At 65.2% G+C, this 14,502-nt stretch carries 12 protein-coding genes; all 12 read right to left on the bottom strand.

What is annotated here, in order from left to right; translation table 11 throughout:
- Nucleotides 1–38: 38 nt before the first annotated feature.
- The gene (locus tag QX039_RS00315; protein WP_315739529.1) at nt 39–884 is read right to left on the bottom strand and encodes a phosphoenolpyruvate hydrolase family protein; all 846 of its coding nucleotides are present in this window, start codon (nt 882–884) and stop codon (nt 39–41) included.
- 4 nt (nt 885–888) lie between these two features.
- On the bottom strand, nt 889–3,108 hold the full coding sequence (locus QX039_RS00310) for an ABC transporter permease (RefSeq protein WP_315739528.1): 2,220 nt from the start codon (nt 3,106–3,108) through the stop codon (nt 889–891).
- Nucleotides 3,101–3,883, bottom strand: coding sequence for an ABC transporter ATP-binding protein (locus QX039_RS00305; protein ID WP_315739527.1), 783 nt, complete (start codon nt 3,881–3,883; stop codon nt 3,101–3,103). Before QX039_RS00305 ends, QX039_RS00310 begins: the two co-directional genes overlap by 8 nt.
- Nucleotides 3,876–4,964 carry a branched-chain amino acid ABC transporter permease gene (locus QX039_RS00300; RefSeq protein ID WP_409998899.1) on the bottom strand — a complete coding sequence of 363 codons (1,089 nt, stop codon included), beginning with the start codon at nt 4,962–4,964 and terminating at the stop codon, nt 3,876–3,878. Before QX039_RS00300 ends, QX039_RS00305 begins: the two co-directional genes overlap by 8 nt.
- Before the next feature lies 1 nt (nt 4,965).
- Nucleotides 4,966–5,976 carry a branched-chain amino acid ABC transporter permease gene (locus tag QX039_RS00295; RefSeq protein ID WP_315739526.1) on the bottom strand — a complete coding sequence of 337 codons (1,011 nt, stop codon included), beginning with the start codon at nt 5,974–5,976 and terminating at the stop codon, nt 4,966–4,968.
- A 199-nt stretch (nt 5,977–6,175) separates the two neighbouring features.
- The gene (locus QX039_RS00290; protein WP_315739524.1) at nt 6,176–7,000 is read right to left on the bottom strand and encodes an AraC family transcriptional regulator; all 825 of its coding nucleotides are present in this window, start codon (nt 6,998–7,000) and stop codon (nt 6,176–6,178) included.
- 118 nt (nt 7,001–7,118) lie between these two features.
- Entirely contained in the window at nt 7,119–8,369 is a 1,251-nt protein-coding gene (locus QX039_RS00285; protein WP_315739523.1) for an ABC transporter substrate-binding protein, read from the bottom strand.
- Between the two features lie 314 nt (nt 8,370–8,683).
- Nucleotides 8,684–9,037, bottom strand: coding sequence for a hypothetical protein (locus QX039_RS00280; protein ID WP_315739522.1), 354 nt, complete (start codon nt 9,035–9,037; stop codon nt 8,684–8,686).
- A gap of 198 nt (nt 9,038–9,235) precedes the next feature.
- Nucleotides 9,236–10,567, bottom strand: coding sequence for a lysine N(6)-hydroxylase/L-ornithine N(5)-oxygenase family protein (locus tag QX039_RS00275; protein WP_315739521.1), 1,332 nt, complete (start codon nt 10,565–10,567; stop codon nt 9,236–9,238).
- A 19-nt stretch (nt 10,568–10,586) separates the two neighbouring features.
- Nucleotides 10,587–11,585, bottom strand: coding sequence for a GNAT family N-acetyltransferase (locus QX039_RS00270; RefSeq protein WP_315772834.1), 999 nt, complete (start codon nt 11,583–11,585; stop codon nt 10,587–10,589).
- A gap of 196 nt (nt 11,586–11,781) precedes the next feature.
- Nucleotides 11,782–13,515, bottom strand: a complete 1,734-nt coding sequence (locus QX039_RS00265; RefSeq protein ID WP_315739520.1) for a cyclic peptide export ABC transporter — start codon at nt 13,513–13,515, stop codon at nt 11,782–11,784.
- Nucleotides 13,512–14,495 (bottom strand): alpha/beta hydrolase, encoded by a 984-nt coding sequence (locus QX039_RS00260; protein WP_315739519.1) that lies wholly within the window; start codon nt 14,493–14,495, stop codon nt 13,512–13,514. The genes QX039_RS00265 and QX039_RS00260 overlap by 4 nt, the downstream gene beginning before the upstream one ends.
- Between the last annotated feature and the right edge of the window lie 7 nt (nt 14,496–14,502).

Below are 14,502 nucleotides of genomic sequence, written 5' to 3'. Positions count from 1 at the left end.
CGCCGCGCACCGTTGCTGCCGAATCTCGTGTTGTCGCCTCAGACGCGGCGTGGCCGCGAGCTGATCGCCTTGAAATGTCGCACCTGCTCCGTCAGCGCCCGCTCCACCGGCAGCCGTTCCATCGAGGAGGCGCCGTAGAAGCCGTGGCAATTCTTCGTATGCTTCATGATGAAGTCGGCATCGGCCGGCTCGGCGATCGGGCCGCCATGCGCCAGCACCAGGATCTCCGGGTTGACGCTGAGCGCAGCCGAGGCCCAGCTATCGATCAGGCCGGGGCAGTCATCGAGCTTGGGCGCGGTCTGCGCGCCGATCGAGCCGCCCGTGGTGAGACCGAGATGGCAGACGATGATGTCGGCGCCGGCGATCGCCATGCCCGCGGCCTGGGCCTCGTTGAACACGTAGGGCGTCGTCAGCAGGTCCTTGTCATGGGCGCGCCCGATCATGTCGATCTCCAGCGCGTAGGAAATGCCGGTTTCCTCCAGATTGGCGCGGAAGGTGCCGTCGATCAGGCCAACGGTCGGAAAGTTCTGCACGCCGGAGAAGCCGAGCGTCTTCAGCTCATCGAGGAAGACATCCATGTCACGGAACGGGTCGGTGCCGTTGACGCCCGCCAGCACTGGCGTGGACTTCACCACCGGCAGCACCTCGCTCGCCATCTCGACGACGATCGCATTGGCGTCGCCATAGGCCATCAGCCCGGCGAGCGAGCCGCGGCCGGCCATGCGATAGCGACCGGAATTGTAGATCACGATCAGGTCGATGCCGCCGGCCTCCTCGCATTTGGCCGACAGGCCGGTGCCGGCGCCGCCGCCGATGATCGGCACACCACGGCGCACCATGTCGCGAAACTTCTTCAGCAGCGGTGCGCGCTCATATCTCGCCATCCCCTCACCTCGCCTGTCTGCGCCGCGCCGGCAGTCGCCCGAGCATCGGCCTGATGGCGCCGACGACCACTGCTGCGAACTCATTGTCGTTGATGTGATGCGGCACGCGGATCAGGCGCCGGCTCGAGGTCTGCCGCACGGTCTGTTCGAGGCTGCGGAACAGCGCCTCGTCCGCCTCGCGATCGAAGAACGGCTGGCCCGGCGCATCGAGCGCCGAGACGCCCTTCTCGGGCAGGAAGAACCGGACCGGCCCGTCCATGCGATTGAGCCGCTCGCCGATCCAGCGCCCCATCTGCGCGTTCTCCACCGCCGTCGTCCGCATCAAGGTGACCTGCGGGTTGTGGACGTGAAACTTGCGGCCGCGATAGCGCTCGGGAATGGTCTCGGGCGCGCCGAAATTCACCATGTCGAGCGCGCCGACCGAGCCGACATAGGGCACGCGGCTGCGGATGATGGCGCCGAAGCGATCCTCGATGGCCGGAAACACACCGCCCATCAGCAGGTCGCAGACCTCGGTCGTGGTGAGATCGATCACGCCGGCGAGCATGCCGGACTCGACCAGCTTCTCCATCGAGCGGCCGCCGACGCCGGTGGCGTGGAAGACCAGGCACTCGTAGTCGTCGCGCAGCTCGGCCGTGAGCTTCTGCACCGCCGGCGTAGTCACGCCGAACATGGTGATGCCGATGGCGGGACGTTGCGGTCGGGTGCGGTCAGCGACGGCGGACTGCTGCTCGCGCGCCGTCACCATGCCGGCAAGCGCATGCGCGCCATTGCTCAGCACCGCGCGCGAAATCGAATTGAGTCCTTGGACGTCGGTGACCGAGTACATCATCGCGATGTCGGCCGGCCCGACATAGGCGCCGACGTCACCGGATGCGACAGAGGAGATGATCAATTTCGGTACACCGACCGGCAGGTCGCGCATTCCCGGCGCGACCAGCGATGTGCCCCCAGACCCTCCGGCCGAGATGATGCCGGCTACGTTGTCCTGCCGCCGCAGCCAACGTGCGAAAGCTTCTGCCATCGCGGTGACCGATGCGCCGCGATCGGGGCCGAACACGGCGGAGCCGCCGCGGGGATGATTGAGTGCGACCTCCTGGGCCGAGACGTCGCAGCTCGCGTGCCGTCCGCTGGTGGAGACATCGACAAGTCGGGTGCGCAGGCCGTGGCCCGCGACGATGTCGCGGATGAAGCGCAGCTCGTCACCCTTGGTGTCGAGCGTGCCGACCACGATCACCGCCGGCGGGCCCGCCGCGATCGACACGGCGCCCTCGCGACTCTGGCGAGTTGCCTCGTCGAGCCGGGTCACACTGGTGGACAGCGTGCGCGCCTTGGCCTCGATCTGCGCGATCGGCACCGGCTGCGACCAGCGCGTCGGCAGCACGGGATTAGAGACGTAAACCTTGACGGGCGCAGCTTTCGGCGTCGTTGACACCGCCGCACCTGCGACGGGCACCTCCTGAACCCCTCCCGTCCCGAGATCGGTCTCGTCGCCGGCATGCTGGCCGACGCCGAGCAGACGCTGCTGCAGCTCGCGATCGGCGGCGAGCCGGGCCGAGTCGATGATGCGGTTGATGCGGCCGTTGACCATGATGGCCACGCGCGGCGAGATCGCCGTGGCGACGCCGATGTTCTGTTCGATCACGAGGACCGCCATGTCGCCGTCCTGGCCGAGCCGTATCAGCATCTCCTCGACCTGGGCGACGATGACCGGCGCCAAGCCCTCTGTCGGCTCGTCCATGATCAGGAGCTGCGGATTGGTCAGCAGCGCGCGCGAGATCGCCAGCATCTGCTGCTCGCCGCCCGACAACTGGCCGCCGCCATTGTTGCGCCGCTCGGCGAGGCGCGGAAATGTCTCGTAGACGCGCTCGACGGTCCAGGCGCCGCGGCGCTGGCCCGCTGCCAGGCGCAGGTGCTCGTCGACGCTGAGCGAGCGCCACAGACGCCGCCCCTGCGGCACATAGCCGACGCCGAGCCGCGCGATACGCGCCGGATTGAGCCCGGTGATATCATTGCCGCGCAGACGCACCGTGCCGCCGGACGGCCGCAGCAGGCCCATGATGGCCTTGCACAGCGTCGTCTTGCCCATGCCGTTGCGGCCGACCAGCGAGAACACGCCGCTGTCGAGCCGGAGATCGACGCCCTGCAGCGCATGCGAATGGCCGTAGTACACGTCGAGGCCGCGGACCTCGAGCGCAGGCGCGGAGCGGCGGATGTCATTCATGACCGCCTCCGAGATAGAGCTCCTGCACCTCCGGATCAGATTCGATCTCCTGCGGCGCGCCCTCCTTGAAGATGCGGCCGTTGTGCATCATCGTCACGCTCTCGACGACGCGCAGCGCTACGTCCATGTCGTGCTCGATGATGATGTAGCCGATATGCGGCGGCAGTGACGTCAGGATCTCGACCAGCTCGCGCCGCTCGGTCGGCGACAGGCCCGCCGCCGGCTCGTCGAACAGGATGAAGCGCGGCGCACCGGCGAGCGCCAGCGCGATCTCGAGCTGGCGCTGCTGGCCATGGGCCAGCTCCGACACCAATTGATCGCGCACGGACGTCAGATGCACCGCCTCGATCAGGCGTTCGGTCGCCTGCATCAGTGCATCGTTGACGCTGGGTCGCAGCATGGAAAACCGCGCGCGCGAGACGCCGCGGCAGGCCAGGTAGACATTGTCGCGGACAGAGAGGCCAAGGAACAGTGCCGAGATCTGGTAGGTGCGGCGCAGCCCGCGGCGGATTCGCTCATAGGGCGGAAAGGTGGTGATGTCCTCGCCGAAGAAGCGGATCGTGCCGGAGGTCGGCAGGAAGTCACCGGTGACGCAGTTGAACAGGGTGGTCTTGCCGGCACCATTCGAGCCCAGCACCGCGCGCCGCTCACCGGGGCGAACGGTGATGGTCACGTCAGTGAGCGCGGTCAGCGCGCCGAACATCCGCGTCACGCCGCGCAGTTCGAGGGCTGCAGTCGAGCCCAGCGCCGAGAGCCGGTCCGCCACCCTATCCATGGCCGTGCCCTCCCGGACGGGGCTGCTTCTCCGTAGGCCGGCCGCGACGCCGCCAGCGCTCATACAGGCCGATGACGCCATCGGACGACCAGAAGACGATGGCGAGGAAGCCGAGCCCGATCAGCAGCCGGAACCGGTTGCCGTCGAGCCCGACCTTGACCAGGAAGTCGAGCGCAAAGGTGCGCAGGATGACGAAGACGAAGGCGCCGATATACGGCCCGACCGGCCGGGTGATGCCGCCGACGACGGCGACGATGAGAATGTCGATGCAGCGCTCGACCGCGACCGATCCGGGCGAGATCTGCCGATAGTTCCAGACCTGCAGCACGCCGCCCATGCCGGCGATCAGGGCCGCGAACGCATATGCAGCGATGCGATGTGCATTGACGTTGAAGCCGAGCGCCGCCATGCGCCTGGGATTGTCGCGTACGCCCTGCAGCGCCAGGCCGAATAGCGCGCGCGACAGATAGAGCACGGCGAAATAGCACAGCGCGGCCACCGCGAGCGTCAGGTAATAGAACGCGATGTCCATGCGCCAATCGACGCCGAGAAAATGCGGCGTCGCAATCGTATTGATGCCGGTGTGGCCGTTGAAGATCGCCCAGTTCTGGTTGGTGAAGTAGTAGAACGCGGCGCCGATCGCGAGCGTGATCATGATGGTGTAGATGCCCTCGGTACGCACGGCGAGCGCGCCGCCGAGCGTGCCGAACAGCACCGCAAGCACCAGCGCCATGGGCGTCGCCAGCCACCAAGGCCAGCCCAGGCTGATATTGGCGTTGCCGCTGACGCCGAACACGGCAACCATGTAGCCGGCAAAGCCCGCAATGGTCAGCTGCATCAGGCTGACCATGCCGCCATAGCCGGCGAGGAACATCAGGCTCAGCGCGATGGTGCCGAGGATCAGGGTGGTGCCGAAGATCTCGATCAGGAAGAAGCCGTTGGCGATCAGCGGCATGATCAGCAGCAGCGCCGCGACCACCCATGCCCAGGGCTGCTCGGTGGCCGACCATGCGGCCGGCTGCCGTGCGGCGCCGCCTACCAGCATGCTGTCCCGCGCGCGTGCCTCCTGGATCAGCGACATCTCATCGCCTCGCCAGGAGGCCCTGGGGCCGCACCGCCAGCACCAGCACCATGATCAGGAAGGTCACGACGATCGCATAGGTCGGGATGTAGACCGAGCCGAGCTGCTCGGCGAGCCCGATGATGACAGCGCCGAGCGCCGCGCCAGGGATGGATCCCATGCCACCGACGATCACGACGACCAGCGACGCCAGCAGAAAGCGCGTATCCTCGCCGGGCGAGATCGACTGGAAGGTTCCGCCGACCACGCCGGCAATGCCGGCCAGCCCCGCGCCCAGCGCGAACACCAGCACGAAGACGAGCTGAATCTGGACGCCGGTCGCCGCCAGGATCTCGCGATCATCGACGCCGGCGCGCACGATCATGCCAACACGGGTGCGGTTGAGCGCGAGCCACATCGCGACGCCGATCACGACCGAGCCGCAGAAGATCACCAGCCGCACCAGGGGATACTGCAGGAACACCGGCTCGCCGGGCGATTTCATCGCCGTCATCAGCGGGAGCTGCACCGGCCCGATCAGCCAGGCCGGCGTCTGGATCTGATAGAAGTCGCCGCCGAACGCCCACAGCATCAGATCGGCGAACACGATCGAGAGGCCGATCGTCACCATGGTCTGGCGCAGGTCCTGCCCCTCCATGCGGCGAAAGACGAGCAGTTGCAAGAGAACGCCGATGGCCGCGACGACGATGAAGGCGGCGGCGAAGGCGAGTATCCATGACCCGGTCGCGGCGGACACGCCGTAGCCCACATAGCCGCCGAGCAGATAGAGCGAGCCGTGCGCAAGATTGACGTTTCGCATCAGGCCGAAGATCAACGTGAACCCGCTCGCGACCAGGAAATACAGTCCGCCCAGCGTGATGCCGTTGAACACCGCACTCAGGAACACCTTCTTCCGACCGATCGCCTCCTCAAGCCCCGGCGGCCAGACGGCGAAGATCAGCCACGCCAGCAGCGCCAAGGCGAGAAGAATGATGAGGGACCAGATCGGGTGACGCTCGATGAAGCGGCTCATCGTCCCTCCCTCATGGTCAGAGGGACCGATCCGTCATCACAGCGGAAAGGCGCATTCAGCCGAAGATCGCCGGGTGTGCCGGCCATCGCTCGTCCTCCCTCGTCGGATCCTTTTCCGGATCACGTTCCGAAGAGTGTAGCGGCAGACGAGCATGCGCACTTGATCGATAGTCTCTTTTCGCGCGACGCGCAGCAGCACGTCAGGCACGCAGCACTTTTGCAGCGCGGCGATAATCGGTCGGCGCCATGCCGACATTTCCGGCGAAGAAGCGCGTGAAGCCGCTCTGGGAGGTGAATCCGAGATCGAAGCCGATGTCGGCGATCGGCGACTCCGTCGCCACCACCGCATCGAGCGCCCGCTCCATCAGCAGCGTATTCAAATAGAGGTTGGGCGTTACTCCGGTCTGGCTACGGAACAGCCGATAAAAATGCGGCCGCGACAGTCCGGATTCGCGGGCTATGTGATCGAGCTCGATCTCGGCGCACGGACTGTCCGACATCAGCTTGATGCACTTGCGAACTCGAAAATCCGTCACTTCCGCGCACGGCCGCTCGGGCATCTGATCCGAGACGCGCCAGCTCTCCTCGTAGCAACTGTCGATCAGCTGCCGCAGCTCGCCGTCGAGGCAACCGAGCGATGGCGCGCCACATACCAGCGCTGCGGCGCGGCGAATGCAGCGGTCGAGGGCGGCGGTTCGCCGAAAGCAGGTACGACCAAACCGCAGGCCCTGCTCGCGCGCGGCCGACGGCGTGAACCACTCCGCATTGACGTAGAGCACGAAGAAGATGGCGCCGTTGCCGACATCGTTCGGCAGGAAGTTGTGCGGCTCCCACGGATTGACCGCGACGATCCAGTCCTCGCCGATCTGATAATGCTGGTCGCAGACGTCGATATCGGCCGGCGTCCCGCCAACATGAAAGATCAGATGTCCCTCGCGGTGGGCATGCACATTGAATGGCCGATTTAGCTGATAAACCGTCGCGCGGCCGAAGCGAGCATGAAAGACGGCGAGCGCCCTACTCATCACTTCCTCACCGAAATGGTTCTTATTGTTCGTCAGCGTCGATCATTGTTTTGCAGAAAGCAAGAGACGCGACGACGCGGCCCGAGCCCGCTCGAGCCGCGTCGCTCTCTGCAGAAGGTCAGTACTTCTTACATTCGGGCACGGTGCGGCTCGGCAGGCCGATCTTGGCGAAGGTGGCGGCGTCGTATCCCAGCGTCTGGTTGACGTCGGGAATCACCTTCACGACCTTGCTGAACAGCGCGCCCTTGCCATCGTCGACGACCTCGGTGACGAAGTTGGTGCCGATCGCCTGGCGGTTGGCGTCGAGCTTGATCTTGCCGTTGGGAGCATCGATCTCGATCTTCGCCAGCGCCGCCTTTAGCTTGGCCTGGTTGTTCGACAGATCGCCATTGACCTCGCGCAGCGCCAGGATCAACGCCATGGTCGAGCCATAGTAGTTGGTGGCAAGCAGCGACGGGCTTGGGAAGCGCTTCTCCGGCGGGAACGAGTCCTGATAGGCCTTCACGAACTTCTGCCAGCGCGGATCCTCCCAGGTATCGGCCTGCCCCGATGCCGCAATCGTACCGATCAGGGCGTTCTTGGCATTGCCCTTTGACGACAGGATGGTCTGGTCGATCATGATCGAGCCGCCCATCAGGTGCGCCTTGCCGCCGGCCTGTTGATACTGGTTGAGGAAGTTGACGGCATCGGCGCCGCCGAGACCGAGATAGATCGCATCGACATCATCGGGCAGCGCCGCGATCACCGACGCGAAATCCTTGGTGCCGAGCGGCACCCATTGCCGGCTGGAGATCTTGCCGCCCAGGCCGCAGAACTCCAGCGCCAGGCCGAACACCTGGGTATAGATGAAGGAATAGTCCTCGCCGACAGTCGCGATCTTGCGATAGCCCTTGGTCTCATAGGCATATTTGCCGAGGCCGACCTGCCATTGGGCGCCATCCATGTTGAAGCGAAAGAAGTTCGGCGCGGGATCGACATAGGTCGTCTCCTGCGCACCGGACGCAGCGTTGACGAATGTCAGCTCGGGGTGCGTCTTGGCGAAGTTCTTGACCGCGATGCCCTCGTCGCCCGACAACGGCGACAGCAGGATCTGCACCTTATCCTGCTCGATCAGCTTGCGCACGGCACGGACGGCCGAGTCCGGCGTGGCATCGGTCGACGCGACGACGAACTCCAGCTCCTTGTCGCCGACCTTCTTGCCGAGCACGTTCAGCGCGGTGACATGGCCGCGCATCCCGTCCTCGCCGAGCACGGTATAGGTGCCCTCCAGCGTCGCCGTGACGCCGACCTTGATCTTTTCCTGCGCGAATGCCGTGCCGGACAGCAAATGCGCCGTGAACACGGCGATACCTACACTTCGCATGTGCATCGAACTCCTCCCTTGTCGCCCATTGCTGGGGCACACGAGCGTGTGCCGGCCACTGTTTTGTTGGCCATGTTGGCAGCGGACCTTCCCGACGCCTCGCGTGATCTCTGACGAGCGACGGTGAGCCCCCATCGACCGCGGAGGCTAGCGGATGAGCCGAGGCGGGGCGCAACCCGCCCGGCCTCGGCCTTGACGACGAGTCTCATTTTCCATGATGCGACGCGATAAGCCTGTGATGCACTCCGCGTGCATCGCGGTCCCGTCAGGGCTTCGGCGGCGTGGCAGCGGCCTGGCCGCGCTGGCAGAGCACGGGCAACTCAACTGCCTCGGCCCGGCTCCCTTGGGATCGTCTTGGAGTTCAACCGACGCGATCGTACCGCCACCCGAGACCGCCGGATGCGCCGCTTCCGAAATTCCAGTCCGCACATGGCAATATCGATGCTTTCGTTCGGATGCCGCAGACGGCGTCCGTGGAACGCGAGCCATTTCTCGACCTGGCGCACGACCACGCGGCCGAGTCCCAGTCGCCGCACCAACTCGTCGCGCGTATGCAGCGAGGCGATGTCGACGATGTATTCGAGCCGTTCCGACATGGTCCGGCCAACGAGCCGCGCGTATTCACTCGACACTAGCAAGGTTACGACCCGCTCAGGCAGATGCGGCTCACCCATTTCCAATCCTGCACTCCACCGTGCCCGCCGGCCGACACGAGATGTCGGTCATCCAGCAGTTGCAGGCACGGCGCCCCCCGATGACAATTCGACCGTGACACGCCAGGGACGGCCAGGTCGTCGCAAAGATGCCCTTTCGGCCTCAATCCACGACGTCGCGCGCGGCGCGCTCGTCGCGGCTCCGCATTCGGCTTTCCATCACGAGTACACGCGCTCGGCCCGGTCATGCGAGGACGCTGCGTCCTGTTCTCTCGCCGTTGTCGACACGAGCGACTTCGTGATCTCCTGAGCCCGCATCGGCAGCACCGAGAGCAGCGTATCGCTGAGGCCGTGCGAGGTTTCGGCGCAGCCCTGCACATAGACATGTGGACGAAACGCGGGACTTGTCTGCAGACGATAGTCGCGATCAAGCGACGCCGACTCGATGTAGCGGCTGATCGGATCGAGACACCCCGGGATCGGAGATCGCTCGTAGCCGGTGGCGAGCACGACGGCATCGTATGCCGCTCGGCGGCGGACCTCCTCGTCCTTGTTATTGAACTCGAGCACCACCCCCTCGGGGGAGGCATGAGCTGCGACGATCTCGCTGCGCGGATGAAGCGCCAGCTTCCGAGCTCCGGCAACGCGCTGCTGATACGTCATCCGGTAGAGCTGATCGAGCAGGTCGGGGTCGACCACCGCATAATTAGTATTGCGGAAGCTGCGGACGATTGTCTCGCGCTGCCCGTCGGACCGCGAATGGAAATAATCGGTGTAGTCCGGGTTGAAGATCTCGTTTACGAACGGGCTGCTGTCGGCCGGCTTGAGCGCATGCCCGCGGAAGACCAGATCGATCTGGGCGCCCGGAATCCGCTCGCTGAGATCGAGGGTGACCTCAGCCGCACTTTGCCCGCCGCCGATGACCGCCACCCGCGGCGAGCGGCCGTCCGATCCTGCCGCAAGCGTCGAGCCGAGATAGCCGCTGGTGTGCACGACCCGCGGATCCATCGCGACCGCTCGAAATACGGACGGGATGTGCGGCACGCCGCCGACGGCGGCCACGAGGTGCCGCGTGACGCGTGACCGTTCTTTCCCGTCAGCCATGCGCGTGAGCACGCGAAGCGCGGTGACGGACTGACCGGCGTGCACGGGCTCGACAGCCTCGACTGTCTCTCCATATGCGACCATGGCGCTGAACTGGCCGGCGACCCATCGGAGGTAGTCGTTGAACTCGATCCGGCTCGGATAGAACGTCTTGCAGTTGGTGAAGTCGAGCAGCCGGCCGGATTTGTGAAGATAGTTGACGAAGGTGAACGGACTGGTCGGATCGCGAAGCGATACCAGATCCTTGAGGAAGGAGATCTGCATGTTGCTGCCGGGCAGCAGCATTCCGCCATGCCACTTGAAGTCCTGCTGCCTTTCCACGAACAGGGACCGGCATTTCAAGCTTTGCTGCCTGGCGCAATCGTCGAGTGCAATCGCCAGTGCGAGGTTCGATGGCCCGAAGCCAACGCCGACGACATCATATTCAGGGGCAGGATGATACGACATGAGTGATGCTCCGTCCGCGCTAGGCTTCTATGGGTGCTTCCTTGGGCGCCGGCTGCCACAGCCGGTCGCCGAAGAAGCGCTCGCGCAGCAACATGACCAGGGTTGCCCGCTTGTGTGGGAAGTCGAAGTTCTTGAGCCTGGCAAAGCCCGCCAGATCCAGGTTACGCAGCTGCTGGGAATGCGTCGCCGCCGGCTCGCCGACGATGCGCTCGGTGCGGCAATCGTCGAGGAACATGTAGTGCATGAGCGAGGGAAGCCAGGCCGTGATGAAGCGGCGGCCCCGGAAGCCGTGCTCGCCGACGATCACGTGCCAACCGCGATCATAGTCCGCCGCCTCGTAGAACGGCGCGATGCGATTTTCCTTTGCCCAATAGAGCTCGAAATAGCCGAAAGGCTGATCACCGAAGGAGCCGATCAGCGGCACCATGTGCGGGTCCGACATGATCCGCGACAGATACTGCCGGTGCTTGTCGATGTCCCCCGCCTCGTTCCAGAACGTGTCCACCCGCGGGTCGTTGAGCCAGCGGTGCACCAGCGGGAGATCGTGAGCGATGTCGACGACGCGAAAACTGATGACGTCGGACAGCCAGGGAATGAAACGGGCGTAGACGGTGCCGACCGGCTTGGGAGGGCGCCGAGGATGACGCCTGCCATCGGTCATCGTGTAGGATAGTGGAAACGGCGGACATGCGGCGTCCGTCAGCCAGTTCTCGCGTCGCTGCATCACCATGTCCGGACGCAGCGTCAACCTGCCGTCAGTGACCACCGCAAGGCCGTCTCTCGCCAAGACCGATGCTGCTGCCGGGTTGTCGTCGAGCGCAAGGACGAGCCTCTCCAGCGACGGCGTCCAGCCGAAGACCGCTTCGGCCATTGCCGCGACTCCGCGCGACACCCGGCCCCAATCACCGATGCCGTCGCGCACGGTCAGCCGCATCAGCTCGCCATCTGACCGGAACGACAACAGCTCCGCGCCATCCGCGATCACCTTTATCCCGTCATCGTCGCGAACGACCGACATTGTCGCGTCAATTGCGACGGGAAACGTCCGGGCTCTGCCTGCAGCGCTCGCGGTCGCGCTCATGCGAAACCCTCCCCCTTCATTGATCTGCACGGGCGTCATCCCTGTCCACTCCCGTTCAGGATGTAGATCGGCCGGCACGACAAAAACAAGAAGGTCCGAGGCACCGCGTTTAGATTAACTACAAAGCTGCACATCACGGCTTCGTTGCCTCAAATGACTCAATGGACTCCTGCAGAGCCGGCGTGAGCGAGCGTTGCCTTCGTGCCGGCTCGCGGCGCTCGGAGGGGTCGCCCACGTCAATATTCCCGTTGCGCAGGCGCACGATCCGATCGGCGCAGTGGAAGTAGCGATCGTCGTGCGAGATCACGATGATCGTCTTGCCGAGACGTTTGAGGTCGGCGAGCAGCTCGGTGTAGAAGATTTGACGGAACGCCGGATCCTGATCGGCCGCCCATTCGTCGAACACCAGCACGGGCCGTCCCTCGATCCAGGCATTGATCAAGGCGAGCCGCTTGCGCTGGCCTGTCGACAGGTCGGTTGTGGAGAATGCGCCGCCTTCGATGGAGACTTTGTGCGCAAGCTCGAGGCGGTCGAGATAGCGCTGTGCGAGCTCAGATCGCTGATTGCTCTGCTGTGCAAGGGTGTCGAACAGGAAATAGTCCGAGAATATTGTGGTGAAGAGCTGCCGGTAGTCGTCGCGGGTCTCGCTGACGACAGGACTGCCGTCGCGCAGCAGCACGCCGCGATCGGGCACATAGAGTCCGAGCAGCAGCTTGATCAGCGTCGTCTTACCGCTGCCGTTCTCACCGACGATGAAGACGATCTCGCCGCAGCGTATGCGAAGGTCGATCGGTCCGATGGCAAAGGGCCGTTCGGATGAGGACGCCGGGAATGCGTAGGAGACTCCGCGCAACTCGATCGATTCAATCTGGTCGGCAGTCCGACCGGCCGGATCATCAAGCAGTTCCGCCTCTTCGGTGGTGAAACGGTCCGACAATTCGGCGATCCGACGCATCGCGAGCTGGGCGCGGCCGAGCGACGGCAGCATACCGATCAACTGGTCGATCGGTCCGCGCATGAACAGCAGCACCAGAACGAAGCCGCTGGACACCGAGGCCGGGCTGTCGGGCCACAGCAGCGGACGCAGCACGAGCGTGGTCCCGATCACCAGGAACAGGAGAACCGTCCCGAGCGCACGCGCCGTCACGAGCAGATTGATGGCCTTGATCTGGACGTCGCCAATGCGGTCGACGGTCTGCCCGATCAGATCGACATGGACGTGGCGTCGGCGCGGGCGGTGCAGCCGCAACTCCTTGGCGCCGTCGGAGATCGCGCGGTAATGCTTCTGCAGGTCGTCTTCGTATTGGCGCGCGAGATTGAAGCCCGTCATTCCACGCTTGCGAGCGAGATAGTGGACGAACGACCCGAGCGCGATCAAGGCTGCCGTGACCAGGAACAGCGGCCACGAGAGCACCGCCAGGTAGATCAGGCAGCCGGCGACGATGACGCCGGACACCAGGAAGGCCGGAAAGAAGAACGCGAAATCGCTGATGGCGTCGACATCCCTGGTCAGGACCGGGATGAGGCGGTGCGACCGATAGGATTCGAGCTGGTCGATCGGCGCCATCAGGATCTTGGCGGCCAGCGACTTGCGCAGCGAGGCGACGATCCGCTGTCCGACGACGTTGGCGCTGATGTCCGAGCCGACGGAGCCGACCACGATCAGGACACAGAGACCCGCGAACGAGGCGACCAGCCCACCAATGTCGCCTGGCCCTGCGTAAAGGCCGCGGTTCACCACGGCGAGCAGACCCGCAACGCTGGCGCCGCCGAGGAGACCGAGCAGGATGGCTGCGACGAGCAGCAACCAATAAGGCCGCAGCAGGCTTCCGACGTTGGCAAGTCCTGGATTGGATGACGTCATCATCGGTCGCCAGCTCCCATTCCCATGCCGAAGACGGTAGCGAGCTTGTCGCCGATGTCGGCGCGGGCCCGCAGAGCGTCCGGCACGACGTTGCCCATGCGCAGGAACTCGTGGATCATGCCGGGATAGACCTTCAGATCCACGGCGACCCCGGCCGCGCGCAAGCCTTCAGCATAGGCCCGCCCCTCGTCGGCCAGCGGATCGAACTCGGCGAGCACGATCAGCGCAGGCGCGACGCGCGTGAGATCGGATGCCGCCAGCGGCGCAAATCGCCAGTCGTGGCGATCGGCGTCCTGGGGGAGATAGTGGTCGAAGAACCAGTCCACGGTCTCGCGCTCGAGCAGATAGCCCGAGCCGTATCTTTCGTAGGAATCCGAGATCTGCTGCGGGCTGAGGCCGGGATAAGCGAGGACCTGAAGAGCGGGCTGCGGCAAGGCCCGGTCATCGCGCGCGGCGATCGCCAGGGCTGCAGCGAGCGTGCCGCCCGCACTGTCGCCACCGACCGCGACACGCCGCGGGTCCAGACCAAGCGCAGGCCCCTCGCGCCCGATCCAGGCGAGCGCATCCACGCAGTCCTCGAACGCGGTCGGAAACCGATGCTCCGGCGCCAGCCGGTAGCCGATCGACAGCACCGCCGCGCCGCTGTCATCGGCAAGACCCCGGCACAGCGGCTGGTGCGAGTCGAGGCTGCCGACGACGAAGCCGCCGCCATGCATGTAGAGCAGCACGGGCATCGGATCGGCGACGTCCAACGGCCGCGGCGCATAGAGCCGCGCGGCGATCTCCGTCCCGTCGCGCATGGGCAGCACAAGCTGTCTCTCGCATGCGAGCGGCGGCGGATCGATATCCAGCAACGGCGAGGAGGCGTCGAAATCGGCACGCGCCTGCGCCGGCGTGAGTTGCCGAAACGGAATGCGCGCGCCGGATTCCGTTCCGAGCTGAATCATCTCGAGCAGCGCGGCGATATCAGGATGAAGGCTCATGATCACC

The organism is Bradyrhizobium sp. SZCCHNR1043, assembly GCF_032489675.1.
Classification (GTDB): Bacteria; Pseudomonadota; Alphaproteobacteria; order Rhizobiales; family Xanthobacteraceae; genus Bradyrhizobium.
This window is presented reverse-complemented; position numbering and strand designations above follow the sequence as displayed.

Excerpts from the sequence above, each read along its gene's own strand:
- QX039_RS00315 (WP_315739529.1), bottom strand. The coding sequence starts at position 884 with ATGGCGAGATATGAGCGCGCACCGCTGCTGAAGAAGTTTCGCGACATG.
- QX039_RS00310 (WP_315739528.1), bottom strand. The coding sequence starts at position 3,108 with ATGAATGACATCCGCCGCTCCGCGCCTGCGCTCGAGGTCCGCGGCCTC.
- QX039_RS00305 (WP_315739527.1), bottom strand. The coding sequence starts at position 3,883 with ATGGATAGGGTGGCGGACCGGCTCTCGGCGCTGGGCTCGACTGCAGCC.
- QX039_RS00300 (WP_409998899.1), bottom strand. The coding sequence starts at position 4,964 with ATGTCGCTGATCCAGGAGGCACGCGCGCGGGACAGCATGCTGGTAGGC.
- QX039_RS00295 (WP_315739526.1), bottom strand. The coding sequence starts at position 5,976 with ATGAGCCGCTTCATCGAGCGTCACCCGATCTGGTCCCTCATCATTCTT.
- QX039_RS00290 (WP_315739524.1), bottom strand. The coding sequence starts at position 7,000 with ATGAGTAGGGCGCTCGCCGTCTTTCATGCTCGCTTCGGCCGCGCGACG.
- QX039_RS00285 (WP_315739523.1), bottom strand. The coding sequence starts at position 8,369 with ATGCACATGCGAAGTGTAGGTATCGCCGTGTTCACGGCGCATTTGCTG.
- QX039_RS00280 (WP_315739522.1), bottom strand. The coding sequence starts at position 9,037 with ATGGGTGAGCCGCATCTGCCTGAGCGGGTCGTAACCTTGCTAGTGTCG.
- QX039_RS00275 (WP_315739521.1), bottom strand. The coding sequence starts at position 10,567 with ATGTCGTATCATCCTGCCCCTGAATATGATGTCGTCGGCGTTGGCTTC.
- QX039_RS00270 (WP_315772834.1), bottom strand. The coding sequence starts at position 11,585 with ATGTCGGTCGTTCGCGACGATGACGGGATAAAGGTGATCGCGGATGGC.
- QX039_RS00265 (WP_315739520.1), bottom strand. The coding sequence starts at position 13,515 with ATGATGACGTCATCCAATCCAGGACTTGCCAACGTCGGAAGCCTGCTG.
- QX039_RS00260 (WP_315739519.1), bottom strand. The coding sequence starts at position 14,495 with ATGAGCCTTCATCCTGATATCGCCGCGCTGCTCGAGATGATTCAGCTC.